This window comes from Noviherbaspirillum humi (assembly GCF_900188095.1).
Taxonomy (GTDB): Bacteria; Pseudomonadota; Gammaproteobacteria; order Burkholderiales; family Burkholderiaceae_D; genus Noviherbaspirillum; species Noviherbaspirillum humi.
The window spans coordinates 32,284-47,845 of record NZ_FZOT01000011.1 but is presented as its reverse complement, the minus strand read 5'-3'; the positions used below and the strand labels follow the sequence as shown (position 1 = coordinate 47,845).

Below are 15,562 nucleotides of genomic sequence, written 5' to 3'. Positions count from 1 at the left end.
CCTTGTCCACAGGCCTGGCCACATTTGCTGTGGATAAGCCCGATTAAGGCCGATGGCGAGAAACAAAACCCGGCGCGGCCAGTCCCAAGGGCATCAGCTCATTTTTTCAAAGGAAGCATGATGACCAAGCAGCGTACGCCGGACTACGATCCGACCGATTTTTCCAAGGGCAATCAGGAGATCGCCAAGCCGCAGACGGACGTGGTGCCGCATCCGGACGAGGAGCAGAAGAAACGCGCCAAGGAGGTGCTGGAAAACTTCAACGGCGAGGGCGAGCGGCGCCAGTCTTCCGATCTCTGATTGAATCTCCGCCCCGGCGGATTCAGCCTGGCTGCGTGACGGCCGCATGCGTGGGGGCATGCGCATGACGCCGCTGCACCCGGCGCAGATACCACAGCAGGCCGAGTCCCACCAGGCCGAGGCTGGTGCTGTTGCCCATCCAGAAGCCGGCCGCGCCCTGGAGCATGGGCGGACTGATGCCGAACGGGTTCAGGCCGAGCACATAGCCGCCGCCCAGTCCCACGCCCCATAGGGCCACCGCATAGATCACCGTCGGCACCACCGCCACCCGGTAGGCGCGCAGCACGAAGGCGGTGGTCACCTGCACCGCATCGAACAGCTGGTAGAAGGCGATGAACACGAACAGCGGCGTGGCAGCGGCAATGATCACCGGGTCCGGCGTATAGGCGCGGATGATGACGCCCCTCAGTAGCCAGACCAGCAGGCCCAGCGTCGCCGACAGTCCGCCCGCCAGCGCGATGCCGTAGTAGCCGACGTGCCTGGCCGTCTGCGGCTGGCGCGCGCCGATGGCCTGCGCCACCAGGGTGCTGGTGGCGTTGGCGATGGACAGCGGCAGCATGTAGAGCACGGTGGCGAAATTGGCGGTGATCTGGTGGCCGGCGACGGCGGTGGCGCCGAGGCGGGCGATGAACAGCGCCATGAAGGTGAAGGCGGTGACTTCGATCAGGTAGCTCAGGCCCATCGGGATGCCGAGCCGCAGCAAGGCCATCAATGCGGCGGCGCGCGGCGGCACGAAGCCGGCGCCGAACAGCCTGAAGTCCCGGTAGGACGGGCTGGTGTGCAGGATGGCGAAGCTGATGAGAAAGCTGACCCAGGCGATCACCGTGGTCGCCATGGCGCAGCCAGGGCCGCCGTAGGCCGGCAGGCCGAGGCCGCCGAAGATGAACAGCGCGTTCAGCGGCACCTTCAGGACCAGGCCGATCACCTGGATCGCCATCACCATCTTCGGCCGGCCGAGCGCAGTGTTGAGCGAGGCATAGATGCGGAAGCCCAGCGTGGCCGGCAGGGCGAAGGACAGCGTGCGCAGATAGAGCGTGGCCTTGTCCGCCAGCTCCGGCGGCGCATGCGCCAGCGACAGCAGCGGCTGGGGGAAAAGCAGGCCGAGGCAGCCGATCACCGTCAGCAGCGCCGCCAGCCAGGCGCCCTGCTTGACCTCGGGGCCGATGTCGCCGAAGCGGCGGGCGCCGTAGAGCTGGCCGATGATGGGCGACAGCGCCTGCAGCACGCCGTTCAAGCCGACGAAGATGCTGACGTAGACCGAGGCGCCGATGGACAGCGCCGCCAGGTCGGTGGCGGAGAAGCGCGAGGTCATCGCGGTATCCATCACGCCGTTGGCGATCACCGCCAGCTGGCCCACCAGGATGGGCCAGGCCAGGGTCGCAATGCGGGAGAGAGGGGATCGTTGGGTATCTGCTGGCTGCATCCGCCGCTTCTTATGTCACGCTATTTCACGCGTTGGTAGAGGCGATAGCGCTCGTCGCGGTCGGAAGGGCGCCGGCCGGACCAGAGCAGGGTCCAGTCCTGGCCGCCTTGCGTGATCCGGCGCAGATCGTCTTTTCTGCGGTTGTTGTCCTGCAGGAGCAGGAAGTCGCATTGTGACTGTTCAATGCCGGCGAAGTTCACGTCGCCGAAATAGGCGAAGGAAGCGCGCTGCGCCGGCCCGACATTGCTTTGTACGCAGTAGCCCGACTTCGGCAGGTTCTGCGCCAGCTGGCGCGAAACGCCGGCGTAGCTCTTGCCGTAATTGATCCAGGGCATCCAGAGCGTGGTCAGCAGCAGCCAGCACAGGATCACGCCGCCGGAGGAGAGCACCACCGCCCGCCACAGCACCGTCGGCCGGCGCGACACGCGCCAGCGCACCAGGAGGATCCAGCCGATGCTGGCGGCGGCGGCGACGAGACAGGCAATCGGGCCGAATTCCGGCTTGAAGCCCGGCGCCAGCTTGAAGGCATTGCGCGCCAGCTGGGCCGGCCAGCCGGTCTGCTTGGCGATCCAGCCGATCCAGATGAAGGCGGCGCAGGTAGTGAGCGTCATCACCGAGAACCAGTCGACGGCATTGATGGCGCCGCGCTTCATGGTCGGCAGGCCGAAGGCGGCCAGCATCGCCAGCGGCGGCAGCAGCGGCAGCATCAGGCTTTCCTCGGAATGGCGTCCCAGCAGCGCCAGCAGCAGCAGCGCGACGGCGAAGGTGAGCGGCACCACGATGTGCGGGGCGCTCGATTGCCGGCGCCAGGCATACACCGACCAGGCGGCGAAAGGCCAGGCCGGCCATGCGAACCAAAGGACGTTCTGCAGCAGGTACTTCAATCCTTCCCAGGAGGGCAGGGCCAGCAGGTGTAAGTTCCAGGCCATCCAGGCGCCATAGGGAGAGTGGCCGTAAGGCTGCAGCAGCTGCGCCAGGAGCGGCCAGGAAGCGCCGACGACGATGGCCGCCGGCAGGGTCAGCAGTCCCAATCGGAGCGCATTGTCGTGGCGCCGCGCCAGCGCCAGCCCGAACAGCGCCAGCCACAGCGCCAGCGGGGTCACCCAGCCGCGGGTCAGCGTCATCAATCCCAGCACCAGCCCGAGCAGCAGCGCCGGACGCGCCGACGGCGTCTCCACCAGGCGGGCGGTGGCGAACAGCGCCAGCCCCACCAGCGACACGTACAAGGCTTCGGCGCTGGTGCTGTGGCTGTGCAGCAGCAGTCCCAGGCTGCCGAGGTAGATCAGCAGCGCGCCGTCGGCCAGGGTGCGGCCGTAGTCGCGCGGCTCCGGCTGGCCGCCGAAGGCCAGGCGCAGCGGCTGCGCCTCCGGCCGGCGGCCGAGCAGGTAGGTGGCATACCAGACCGACAGCGCGCCGACCAGGAAGAATCCGATCGGCGCCAGCCGCGCCGCCATCGGCTCGCCCAGCAGCCAGCCGAAGGCGCGGATGCAGAGCGCCCCCAGCCAGAAGGCCAGCGGGCCCTTCTCCGCCATCGGCAGGCCGGCGATGTTCGGCCACAGCCAGTCGGCGAGGCCGCCCTGGGCCATGGTCAGCATGATGCCGAAGCCGGCGGCGTCGTCGGCCTTCCACGGATCGCGCCCGATCAGGCCGGACAGGATGTAGACCAGGCAGAGGGTGTACAGCATCCGGCGCGGCAGCGCATTGGTGGCGGAGGCGGGGAGGCGGACAGGCTTCATGAGGGACGGCGGGATTTGTTCTTGGCGCGTTGACTGCGGCTGGCGCGGCCGGGGCTTTGCCGTTCTTGCAACGCTGTTATTCGAGAGCGCTCATTGTGCCGGAAAACCGGGTGCGATGTTCGCGTTGGCAAGAGCACATGATGCGAATTGCAACAACCGGGGCGCGCATGCGTTTTGGCGGTCGGGGAAAGAGCGCCCGGCCAATGAAGCGGCCAATAAAAAAGGCAGCCGAAGCTGCCTTCTTGCGGGGCGCCGTGAATCAGCCGGCGGCCTGGGTGCGGGAACCGCGGTTGCCGAACTTCTGGCGGAATTTCTCGACGCGGCCGGCGGTGTCGACGATCTTGTGCTGGCCGGTGAAGAACGGGTGCGATTCGGAGGAAACCTCGATCTTCACCAGGGGCAGGGTCTCGCCCTCGAACTCGATGGTGTCGCGGGTCTGGATGGTGGAGCGGGTCACGAACTGGAAGCCGTTGGACATGTCCTGGAACACGACCTTGCGGTAATTCGGGTGAATGTCTTTTTTCATGATATTGCCTTGATAAAGTTTGGGTAGCCAATCGGCACTTCGTCGGTCTGTCCTGCTTCTTGACCCGGTTGCCGGTCACTTGTCCGGTTTGAAAGCCCGAGATTATACAATGGAATCAAGCGCCTGCGCCAGCCAGGAAAGCCGGCAAGAAAAAAGGCGCGCCAGCGGCGCGCCTTTGCAATGCGGGAAGCGGGAAGCGATCAGCTGCCGCCGCGGCGCATCATTTCGAAGAACTCGGCGTTGGTCTTCGTCGCCTTCATCTTGTCGAGGATGAATTCCATTGCCTCGATTTCGTCCATGCCATAGAGCAGCTTGCGCAGGATCCAGATCTTCTGCAGCTGGTCCGGCTTGATCAGCAGTTCCTCACGCCGGGTGCCGGACTTGTTCAGGTTGATCGCCGGATAGACGCGCTTTTCCGCCAGGCGGCGCTCGAGGTGCACTTCCATGTTGCCGGTGCCCTTGAATTCCTCATAGATCACGTCGTCCATGCGGCTGCCGGTTTCGATCAGCGCCGAAGCGATGATGGTCAGGGAGCCGCCTTCCTCGACATTGCGGGCGGCGCCGAAGAAGCGCTTCGGGCGCTGCAGGGCGTTGGCGTCCACGCCGCCGGTCAGCACCTTGCCGGAGGCCGGGATCACGGTGTTGTAGGCGCGGGCGAGGCGGGTGATGGAGTCGAGCAGGATCACCACGTCGCGCTTCATCTCGACCAGGCGCTTGGCCTTCTCCAGCACCATCTCCGCCACCTGCACGTGCCGGGTGGCCGGCTCATCGAAGGTGGAGGCGACCACTTCGCCGCGCACCGAGCGCTGCATCTCGGTTACTTCCTCCGGACGCTCGTCGATGAGCAGCACGATCAGGGTGGTGTCCGGGTGGTTGGTGGTGATGGAGTGGGCGATGTGCTGCAGCATCACGGTCTTGCCGGACTTCGGCGACGCCACCAGCAGGCCGCGCTGGCCCTTGCCGATCGGGGCGATCATGTCGATGATGCGGCCGGTGATGTTTTCCTCGCCGCGCATCTCGCGCTCGAGGTGCAGCAGCTTGTTCGGGTGCAGCGGGGTGAGGTTCTCGAACAGGATGCGATGCTTGGAAGCCTCGGGCGGCTCGCCGTTGACCTTGTCCACCTTCACCAATGCAAAATAGCGCTCGCCATCCTTCGGGGTGCGGACTTCGCCTTCGATCGAATCGCCGGTGTGCAGGTTGAAGCGGCGGATCTGCGAAGGCGAGATATAGATGTCGTCGGTCGATGCCATGTAGCTGGCGTCGGGCGAACGCAGGAAGCCGAAGCCGTCCGGCAGCACTTCCAGGGCGCCGTCGCCGAAGATCTGCTCGCCGGCCTTGGCGCGCTTCTTCAGGATGGCGAACATCAGTTCCTGCTTGCGCAGACGCGCGGCGTTTTCGATTTCGAGTCCGATCGCCATGTCGAGCAAAGCCGACACGTGGAGTGCCTTGAGTTCAGATAAATGCATAAGTGTGGGTGTCCCGGGATGGGAAATATAAGGTGGGGGAGGGAACTGCGAGGGGTAATTAAGCGGTTTGGATTTTAACTGAGAATGACGGAGCCGAGGCTCATGCGGCGGCACGAACGCGCCGCCGCTTGGGAAAGATCAGATGTTGCTGTCGATGAAGGCGGTCAGTTGGCCCTTGGCCATGGCGCCGACCTTCTGCGCGGCCGGGGCGCCGTTCTTGAACAGGATCAGCGTCGGGATGCCGCGGATGCCGAACTGCGCCGGCACGGCCTGGTTGCTGTCCACGTCGATCTTCGCGATCTGGATCTTGTCGCCGTAATCCTTGGCGACTTCCTCGAGGATGGGAGCGATCATCTTGCAGGGGCCGCACCATTCGGCCCAGAAATCGACCAGCACCGGCTTGTCGGATTTCAGGACGTCGGAGTCAAAGGAAGCGTCGGTGACGTGTTTGATGTTTTCGCTCATAGTTTTCCTCGAAGGAGAGGCAAAAGGGATCAGTTGGGTTGCTGACTCATCGTCTGTGCCGGCATCCGGCAGGCATCGCCACCGGAACCGTCATCAGCAGGTGGAGACTGCAGTGCGCTTTTCAAGCGGGATGAAGGGAACGGCCAGGGATGGTACAGCGAAGAATTGGCAAATCATAACCGATTTTCCCGGAAAGTGTAGGCAGGGGAAAACGCCTGAGTTAATTTAGAGCAAGACTGCCTGCCGAGTCGCATAAAATGCTGGGCAGGCAATATCCGCTTAGCAATCGACACACGGCCAGCGCCAACACTTCCATGCTGCATGCCTCCCTGCTGATTCCACCCGGCGCCGCTTTCTGGCGCGACGTCGCCGCCGCATTGGCGCGGCACGCCATCCTGGACGACTGCCGCGACGGCGGCCTGCGCGACCTGTCCGGCCTGCGCGTGCTGGTGCCGAGCTTCCTGCATGCGCAGCAGCTGAAGTCGGCGCTGGCGCGGGAGCTCGGCCATGCCTTCATCCCGCCGCGCGTGACCACCTTGAGCGCCTGGCTCGGCGTGCTGATGCCGGACGCGTCGACGCCGGTGCCGCCGTCGCCGAGCGAGCGCCTGATGGCGCTGTACGACGCGCTGCGCCAGCATGCCTGGATCAAGCGCCTGTTCACCGCCCGCCGCAATACCGACCTGCTGCCGCTGGCCCAGACCCTGCTGGCGCTGTTCGACGAGTTGACCACGGCCCTGCTGCCGGTGCTCGAAGCCGGCGACCAGGATGCGGACGATATCTGGGAGGCGGCGCTGCAGCAGCTGGCGCCGGCGGCGCGCGGCATGCTGTCGGACGAGGCTCAGCTGGTCTGGATGCTGTGGAAAACCCAGCTCGACGGCAACGACGCCGCCGGCCTGCGCTACCGGCGCATGCTGCAGCTGGCCGATGAAGCCGCCTGCCCGCTGGTGTGGATAGACGCCGGCGCGCCGGACGCCATGATCCAGTCCTTCCTCGACACCTATGCGCTGTCGCAGCCGGTGCTGCCGGTGCGCCTCGCCTGGCAGGCGGCGGCGGTGCATCCGGCCTATGCCGGCGCCTGGCGCGAAGCGTTTGACGATGCCGCCGCGCCGGCGGCTTGCGCGCTGCCGCCCGGCCTGTCGCTCTGTCCCGCCGCCAGCCTGGAGGACGAGGCGGCGCGCGGCGCGCAGACGGTGATCGACTGGCTTCGGCAGGGCAAGGACAGCATCGCCATCATTGCCCAGGACCGCATGACGGCGCGCCGGGTGCGGGCATTGCTGGAGCGGGCCAAGGTATTCGTCTGCGACGAGACCGGCTGGCAGCTGTCCACCACCCGGGCGGCGGCGGCGCTGGCGGCGCTGCTGGACGCGGTCGCCACCCGCGCCGAGACGGTGGCCCTGCTCGATCTGCTGAAGTCGCCCTTCGTGCTGGACGACGTGGCTGACAAGCCCGACCTGGTGATGGCGCTGGAGCTCAGTCTGCGCCGCGCCAACGTGCTCGGCGGCTGGGAAGCGGCGCTGCATGCGGCCTCGCGCCATCCGGAAGCGCAGGCCCTGCTGCAGCAGGTGGAGGAGCAGGCGCGCAAGCTGCACGGCCGGAAGCCGCTCGGGCAGTGGATCGCCGTCACCGACGAGGTGATGCAGGCGCTCGGCATGCACTCGGCGCTCGCCGCCGATCATGCCGGCGAACAGGTCATCGGCCTGCTCGACGCGCTGCGCCAGCACTGCGCCCGCGCCGAGCACATGTTTTCCTTCTCCGAGTGGCGCGCCTTCCTCGGCATGCAGATGGAAGCCACGCCCTACATCCCGAACGATTCCGACCGCCGGGTGGTGATGCTGCAGCTGGCCGGCGCCCGCCTGCGCTGCTTCGACGCGGTGCTGATGATCGGCGCCGACGCCGACCACCTGCCGTCGCAGCAGGGCGAGACCCTGTTCTTCGCCAACGCCGTGCGGCGGGAGCTCGGCCTGGCAACGCGCGAGCAGCGCCATACCTCGCAGCTGCGCGACTTCATCGAGCTGCTGTCGGCCAATCGCGAGGTGGTGCTGTCCTGGCAAGCGCAGCGGCATGGCGATCCGAATCCGCCCGCCGCCTGGATCGAGCGCCTGCAGCTGGCGCTGGAACGCGGCGGCGCCGGCGCGCTGCCGAAACATGAAGTCAGGCCGCAGGCGCAGACGCTGCAGCCATTGCCGGTGACGCCGCCGGCGGCGGTGGCGCCCGACCTGCTGCCGCAGCGGCTGTCGGCCAGCGCCTACAACAGCCTGGTGGCCTGTCCCTATCAATTCTTCGCCAACCGCATGCTCGGCCTGACCTCGCTCGACGAGCTGTCCGACATGCCGGAGAAGAGCGACTACGGCGACTGGCTGCACCGGATCCTGGCCACCTATCATGAGACGCTGCGCACGAAGAAGGTAACGGCCGAGAGCCGCGAAGCGCTGCTGCGCGACATCACGGAGCAAGTGTTCAGCCAGAGCCTGGACCGCAGCGCCGCCGCGCTCGGCTTCTACGACCGCTGGCAGAAGACGCTGCCGGCCTATCTCGCCTGGGCCGAAGAACGCGAAGCCGACGGCTGGCAGTTCGTCTTCGGCGAGCGGGTGTATGAAAAGACCCTGCACTGGGATGGCGGCAAGATCACGCTGCATGGCCGCATCGACCGCGTCGACGAAAACGCCGACGGCGAGCGCGCCATCCTCGACTACAAGACCAGCAGCATGCAGGCGCTGCGCGACAGGCTGAAGGAAGGCGAGGATCATCAGCTCGCCTTCTACGGCATGCTGTCGGACCTGCCGGTGAGCCAGGCGCACTACGTGGCGCTGGAGCCGGGACGCGCCGGCACCGCCGAGCCGCGCGACCTGGCGCAGTGGCAGCGCCTGCTGGAGGAGCGCCTGGTGGCCACCATGCAGGCCATCGCGAAGGGCGCGCCGCTGCAGGCCAGCGGCATCAATCAGATCTGCCAGTATTGCGACGTGCGCGGTCTGTGCCGCAAGGGAGCATGGTGATGGGCAAGCCGCACGAGACCGACATGGCGCCGCGCGCCTATGAATCCGACGGCGCGGCCATTGATGCCGCCGGCTTCATCCAGGCCGCCTGCGACCCGCGCCGCTCGGTGGTGGTGGAAGCCTGCGCCGGCAGCGGCAAGACCTGGCTGCTGGTGGCGCGCATGCTGCGCCTGCTGCTGGCGGGCGCCGAGCCGGCCGAGCTGCTCGCCATCACCTTCACCCGCAAGGCGGCCCAGGAAATGCGCGAGCGCCTGGTGCAGCTGCTGCATGAGCTGGCGCTGGCCGACGACGCCACGCTGCGCGGCCTGCTGCTGGAGCGCGGCGTGGCCGAGACGGAGCTGCCGCAGCTGATGCCGGCGGCGCGCGGCCTGTACGAGCGGGTGCTGGCCAGCCCGCAGAGCCTGTCCATCGATACCTTCCACAGCTGGTTCGCGCGCCTGCTGCAGGTGGCGCCGCTGAGTTCCGAGGTGCCGCACGGCTATCAGCTCACCGAATCCACTTCGGAGCTGATGGACGATGCCTACGCCCGCCTGATGCAGGAGCTGAACCAGGAGGAGCGCGCGCCGGTGAAGGCGGCGCTGAAGCGGCTGTATGAGCTGGCCGGCGACTGGAACGCGCGCCGCCTGCTGAATGCCTTCATGGACCGCCGCGCCGAATGGTGGGCGCTGCACCACCAGGTGGACGTCGCCGCGCTCGACCTGCTGCAGGAATTGTGCGGCGAGGATGCGCAAAGCGATGCCCGACTTGGCCTGTGGCAGGACGACAGCCTGTGCGACCGCATCCGCCGCATCGCCTCGCTGCTCGGCAAGGGCGCCAAGCGCAACCAGGAAAGGGCGGTGCGCATCGAGACGGTGATGAGCGGCGCCGCCAGCGAGGAAGCCTTCGCCCGGCTGCTGAATGAATTCTGCGACGACAAGGATGGCGTGCGCGGCAACGACCACCGGCGCGGCCAGATGCTGAAGGCGATCGAAACGGCGCTCGGCGCAGACGGCGTGCTGCAATTCGAGCAGGAGTTCGAAGACATCGCGCGCGAACTCCTGCGCTGCCGCAGCCGCGCCTGCGAACGCCGGGTGATCGAGCTGAACCGGGCGCTGTTCGACGTCGGCGCCGCCTACCTCGACTGCTACCAGGCGGTGAAGGCGGAGCAGCGGGTGTTCGACTTCGGCGACCTCGAATGGCATGCCTACCGGCTGCTCACCGATGACGCCCATGCCGCCTACATCCATGGCCGGCTGGATGCACGCTACCGCCATATCCTGCTGGATGAATTCCAGGATACCAATCCGCTGCAGTGGAGCGTGATTCGCGCCTGGCTGGATGCCTACGGCGACGACGCCGGCAAACCGAGCGTGTTCATCGTCGGCGATCCGAAGCAGTCGATCTACCGCTTCCGCCGCGCCGAGCCGCGCATCTTCCGCGGCGCCTGCGAACTGCTGGCCGCCGGCGGCGCGGCGGTGCTGCGCACCAACCAGACCCGGCGCAATGCCGGCGCGGTGGTGGAACTGCTCAACGCCAGCTTCCGCGCCAATCCCATCTTCTCGCCGCAGACCACGCTCGTGGGAAGCGCGGGCATGGTCTGGCGCCTGCTGCTGGTGCAGGCCCCGGCCGCCGAAGAAAAGAAGGAGGAGAAGGACGCGGTGCCACCTTCCCTGCGCGACCCGCTCAACTCGCCGCGCGAGGAGCAGGAAGACGGCCGCCGCTACGAAGAAGGCCTGGCGGTGGCGCGCGCCATCCTGCATGCGCGCGAGACGCTGGCGCAGCAGGGCAAGGAGATCGCCTGGTCGGACGTGATGCTGCTGGTGAAGAAGCGCGCTTACCTCGGCGCCTATGAAAGCGCGCTGCGCGAGGCGGGCGTGCCCTTCCTCTCCGACAAGCGCGGCGGGCTGCTGGAATCGCTGGAAGTGGCCGACCTGATCGCGCTGCTCACTTTCCTCATCACCCCGGGAGACAACCGGGCGCTGGCGCATGCGCTGAAATCGCCCATCTTCGGCGCCACCGACGACGACCTGATCCTGCTGGCGCGCCGCACCGAAGGCAACTGGTGGACGCGGCTGCAGGCGGCGGCGCAGGAGGATGCGTGCAGCCAGGCGCTGCGCCGCGCCTGCCGCCTGCTCGGGCAGTGGTGGGAGCAGGCGCCGCACCTGCCGGTGCACGACCTGCTCGACATGATCCTGCATCAGGGCCAGTTGCTGGCGCGCTATGCGCAGACCGTGCCGGCGGTGCTGCGCAGCCAGGTGATCGGCAATATCGAAGCCTTCACCGAACTGGCGCTCGGCCTGGACTCGGGCCGCTACCCCAGCCTGCCGAAGTTCATCGAAGCGCTGCGGGTGCTGCGCCGCGGCGCCGACAGCGACGCGCCGGACGAGGCCAGCATCGATGCCGCCGCCGACGCAGTGCGCATCATGACCATCCACAGCGCCAAGGGCCTGGAAGCCGCCATCGTGGTCCTGCTCGACGCCAACCACAGCGACCCGGCGCGCGACGATCTCGGCATCCTGTGCGACTGGCCGCACGATTCGACGCGCCCCGGCCATTTCTCCGCGTTCGGCCGGCGCCAGGAGCGCGGCATCGCCCGCGACCCGCTGTTCGAGGCGGAGGAGGGCTTCAAGACCCAGGAGGACTGGAACCTGCTGTACGTGGCGATGACCCGCGCCAAGGACGTGCTGATCGTCAGCGGCGTGGCCGGCGGACGCGGCGCCGAACCGGACGGGAGCATCGAGAACAGCTGGTACGCCAGGCTGCGCGGCGCGCCGGAGCTGGTGCCGGATGCGCTTCCGCCGCCGGCTTTGGCCGCATCCGCCCAGCCGGACGCCGCCTTCGCCTTGCCGCTGTTCAATCCGCCGCTGCTGGCCCCGACGGAGGAGCGGCGCCAGGTGAGCAGCGAGGAGATGGAAGAGGGCATCGCGCTGCATGTGCTGATGGAGCGCGTCACCGACGACAGCCGCTGGCCGCCGTCACTCCCGGACACGCCGCTGCTGGCGCGCTGGCTGTCCTGTCCGGAACCGCTGGCACGCGTCGTGCGCGGGCATGCGTTGACCATGCTGCGTCAGCCTGAACTGGAACGCTTCTTCAATCCCGATCATTTCCGTTTCGCCCGCAACGAGATGGAGATCGTCTCCGGCGAGAGACTGCTGCGGCTGGATCGGGTCGTGGTATTCGAGGAGGAAGTGTGGGTGCTGGACTACAAGCGGGATGTGCTGGAGAGCGAGCTTGCCGCTTATCGTGTTCAGCTTGCCGGCTACCGGGAGGCGCTGGCGGCGGTGTTTCCGGGCATGCGGGTGCGGGGGGCGCTGGTTACGTACGACGGGCGGTTGTGGGAGATGGATGCGTAGCACGGCGAAGCGAGGTGCGTAGTTAGGTGCGAAATTAGGTGCGAAGCGAGGGGCGAAGCGAGGGTTTCGCAGAGCATTGCTCTGCGCTCGCGGAGCCGGTCAGGCTTGCAAGCCTGACCGTGGGGTAGTCCAAAGCCTGACTACCCAGCCCCTCCCTTTCAAGAAGAGGGGCAGAGCATGAGTTTCGCACCGCATGCGTTGCGCCTGCGGAGCCGAATGCGCTTGCAAGCGCATTGAGGGTGGGGATGGGGTTCTGGAGTGCTTAAGGAACGTTCTTTATAAGCAGAAGAAACCCACCCTCACCCTAGCCCTCTCCCTGAGGGAGAGGGGATTCTATATTGCTCAACCTCATCCACGGATGCGCTTGCAAGCGCACCGGGCTCCGCAGGCGCGAAGCAGTGCTTCGCGAAGTCCCTGCTGCGCCAATGCACGCATCCATCAATCAATGCCGGGCCCCGCCTCCAATCAACCGCTCCGCCTGCGCCATCCCCGCCACCTGCTCCCGCAGAAACCGCGCCTCGAACTCCTCCGCCGGCAGCGGCTCGCTGAAGTAATACCCCTGGATCTGATCGCACCCCTGCTGCCGCAGGAATTCATACTGCGCCGGCGTCTCCACCCCCTCGGCAATCACCTTCTGCTTCAGGATCTTCGCCATGCTGATGATGGCCGAGACGATGGCCGCGCCATCCGGGTCGGTGGCGATGTCCTGCACGAAGCTCTTGTCGATCTTCAGCGTGTCGATCGGCAGGCGGCGCAGGTAGCTGAAGCTGGAGTAGCCGGTGCCGAAGTCGTCGATCGACAGGGAGATGCCCATGTCCTTGATCGAGCGCATCAGGCCGATGGTCGTGTCGACCTCCTGCATGGTCACGCTCTCCGTCAGCTCGAGTTCAAGGTTGGACGGATCGAGCCCCGTCTCCTGCAGCACCCGCGACACCAGCTCCAGGAAGTGCTTGTCCCGGAACTGGACTGCCGATACGTTCACCGCCACCGGCATGGCCGGATAGCCGGCCTCCTGCCAGGCGCGATTCTGGCGGCAGGCCTGCCGCAGGACCCATTCGCCGATCGGGATGATGAGGCCGCTTTCCTCCGCCACCGGAATGAACTGGGCCGGCGAGATGATCTCGCTGCTCTGCAATTGCCAGCGCAGCAGGGCTTCGGCGCCGATCACGCGGCCGGTGGCGATCTCTATCTTCGGCTGGTAGTACAGCGCCGATTCATCGCGGGCGATGGCGCGGCGCAGGTTGCCTTCCATGGCGAAGCGCTTGATGGCGCGCTCGCTGATGTTCCGCGTGAAGAACTGGTAGTTGTTGCGTCCCTCGGCCTTGGCCTGGTACATCGCGGCATCGGCATGCTTGATGATGGTTTCACTGTCCTCGCCGTCCTCCGGGCAGATGCTGATGCCGATGCTGCCCGAAATGTGGATCTCGTGATCGTCGATGAAATACGGCTTGCCGATGGCTTCGAGGATATGCGCGGCCACGCGCGCCGCGCCGATGGTATCCGCCACCTCCTGCAGCAGGATCACGAATTCGTCGCCGCCCTGGCGCGACACCGTGTCGCATTCGCGCACGCAGTCCTTCAGGCGCGCCGCGATCTGCTTCAGGAGCAGGTCGCCGATCACGTGGCCGAGCGTGTCGTTCACATGCTTGAAGCGGTCGAGGTCGAGGAACATCAGCGCGGCCCGCTTGCCGTGGCGCAGCGCCAGCGCGATCGCCTGCGCCAGGCGGTCGTTCAGCAGGAAGCGGTTGGGCAGGCCGGTGAGGTAATCATGCTGCGCCAGATAGGCCATGCGCTGCGACATGTCGCGCATGGCGCTGACATCGTGGAACACCAGCACCGCGCCGATGATGCGGCCCTCCCGGTCCCGCATCGGCGCGCAGGAATCATTGATCGCCAGTTCGCTGCCGTCGCGGTTGACCAGCAGGCAGTCGGTGACGACCCGCACCGCGTTCTGCTGCATGGCTTCTTCCACCGGGCGCTCCAGCGGCTGGCGGGATATCGCATCGATGATGCAGAACACGTCGCCGATCGGCTTGCCGCTCGCTTCGGCATTGCTCCAGCCGGTCATGCGCTCCGCCGCCGGATTCAGGTATCGCACGTCGCCATGGGCGTCGGTGGTGATCACGCCGTCGCCGATGGAGTTGAGCGTCACCTCGCTGCGCTCATGTTCATGGAACAGGCTGTCCTCCGCCTGCCGCCGCACCGCAATCTCGTTGTGCAGCCTGGCGTTGGCATCCGATAGCGCCTGCACATGCTGCTCCTGGTCGCGCAGGCTGTCCTGCAGCGCGGCTTCGGCATGGTCGCGCTGCAAGTCGATGCGGGTCAGCAGGAAGGCGGTCCAGCCGACCAGGATGGTGAACAGGACGATGGTGGAAAGCGTGAACAGCACCGAGCCGAGGGTGGCGTCGAACCAGCCGACCTGCTGGCCCCAGTATTGCAGCCGGTCCAGCACCAGCGGCACCAGGATGGCGCCCGGCAGCAGCCGCCGCGCGGTGACGCCGCCGGCGTTGCGATTGGTGATCAGTGCCATCAGGCCGGAATGCGGACGGGCGGCGAGAATGCCGGTGCACAGCATCAGCATCGCCAGCGCGGAGGGCAGGGCCATGGTGCCATAGTAGGGAATGTGGTAGAGCGACGCCTTGCCGTACAGGTAGCCGATGGCGGGAACCATGGCATTGAACATCGCCACCAGCGTCAACCCTTCCACCCAGCGCGAGCGGGCATTGCGCGCCAGCAGCCATTGCGCGCCGCCCATCAGCACGAACAGGGTCGCCGCGATCGCCGCCATGCGTCCCGGATGGTGGACGCCGGACGGATCCGCTTCGCGGGCGAAAAACTGGTCGATGCCGAAGTCGACGCTGGCGGCATATTCGAACAGCGTGAGCGCGCCGAGCGCCGCGGACGACAGGGCGGCGGCGCTGGCAGCCAGGACCGCCCATCGTCTGCCGCGATAGGAGACGATGAGGTAGAGCGAGATCGAGAGAAGGATCATTCCCGCGCCGGAGTTGAACTTCATCGTCCAGGATCCGGGAATGAGGGAGGTGAGGACCCGGGTGCCGCTCATCCAGCCGATGATGATCGACAGTCCGACCATCGCTGCGATGATGCTGACTATCTGCGCATAGGAGTCATAGGGATTTTGCTCGCGGTCTGGCTGATGCATGGAAGGCAAATCGGTTTGGGTCAGGCCTGTCGCTGGCTGACGTCGTGGTGCGCTTCCGGATGCCGTCGCTGCCTGCGCAGCGAACGGGGCGGCCGACCAGATCGCCAGTTAAGACGCGTCCCTTGTGTCGAAAGTTCAATAAGCGGGTGCAGCGATAA

The 15,562-nt window shown here is 66.7% G+C and carries 9 protein-coding genes; 3 read left to right on the top strand and 6 right to left on the bottom strand.

Translation table 11 applies throughout. The features are described 5' to 3' along the window. The first annotated feature begins 120 nt into the window (after positions 1-120). The gene (locus CHB88_RS15515; protein ID WP_217900182.1) at positions 121-300 is read left to right on the top strand and encodes a hypothetical protein; all 180 of its coding nucleotides are present in this window, start codon (positions 121-123) and stop codon (positions 298-300) included. 22 nt (positions 301-322) lie between these two features. Here CHB88_RS15515 and CHB88_RS15510 read toward each other — a convergent pair whose 3' ends face one another. The 5 genes from CHB88_RS15510 to trxA all read right to left on the bottom strand — a co-directional run bounded on the left by CHB88_RS15510 (position 323) and on the right by trxA (position 5,916). Further along, positions 323-1,723, bottom strand: a complete 1,401-nt coding sequence (locus tag CHB88_RS15510; RefSeq protein WP_089400253.1) for an MATE family efflux transporter — start codon at positions 1,721-1,723, stop codon at positions 323-325. Positions 1,724-1,743: 20 nt separating this feature from the next. Continuing rightward, the gene (locus tag CHB88_RS15505; protein ID WP_089400252.1) at positions 1,744-3,459 is read right to left on the bottom strand and encodes an ArnT family glycosyltransferase; all 1,716 of its coding nucleotides are present in this window, start codon (positions 3,457-3,459) and stop codon (positions 1,744-1,746) included. 259 nt (positions 3,460-3,718) lie between these two features. Further along, complete coding sequence (locus tag CHB88_RS15500; RefSeq protein WP_089400251.1) at positions 3,719-3,985, bottom strand: type B 50S ribosomal protein L31; 267 nt, start codon at positions 3,983-3,985, stop codon at positions 3,719-3,721. Between the two features lie 200 nt (positions 3,986-4,185). After that, on the bottom strand, positions 4,186-5,451 hold the full coding sequence (gene rho / locus CHB88_RS15495; protein WP_089400250.1) for a transcription termination factor Rho: 1,266 nt from the start codon (positions 5,449-5,451) through the stop codon (positions 4,186-4,188). Between the two features lie 138 nt (positions 5,452-5,589). Next, complete coding sequence (gene trxA / locus CHB88_RS15490; protein ID WP_089400249.1) at positions 5,590-5,916, bottom strand: thioredoxin TrxA; 327 nt, start codon at positions 5,914-5,916, stop codon at positions 5,590-5,592. Positions 5,917-6,230: 314 nt separating this feature from the next. Between trxA and CHB88_RS15485 the strand changes: the two genes are divergently transcribed. Together CHB88_RS15485 and CHB88_RS15480 are read left to right on the top strand one after the other, a co-directional pair. Continuing rightward, a complete protein-coding gene (locus CHB88_RS15485; RefSeq protein WP_089400248.1) occupies positions 6,231-8,909 on the top strand; it encodes a PD-(D/E)XK nuclease family protein in 2,679 nt (892 codons plus the stop codon). Then, complete coding sequence (locus CHB88_RS15480) at positions 8,909-12,241, top strand: UvrD-helicase domain-containing protein (RefSeq protein WP_245844998.1); 3,333 nt, start codon at positions 8,909-8,911, stop codon at positions 12,239-12,241. The genes CHB88_RS15485 and CHB88_RS15480 overlap by 1 nt, the downstream gene beginning before the upstream one ends. Before the next feature lie 442 nt (positions 12,242-12,683). Here the strand turns inward: CHB88_RS15480 and CHB88_RS15475 are convergent, their stop codons facing one another. After that, positions 12,684-15,404 carry a putative bifunctional diguanylate cyclase/phosphodiesterase gene (locus tag CHB88_RS15475; protein WP_089400247.1) on the bottom strand — a complete coding sequence of 907 codons (2,721 nt, stop codon included), beginning with the start codon at positions 15,402-15,404 and terminating at the stop codon, positions 12,684-12,686. Positions 15,405-15,562: the final 158 nt, after the last annotated feature.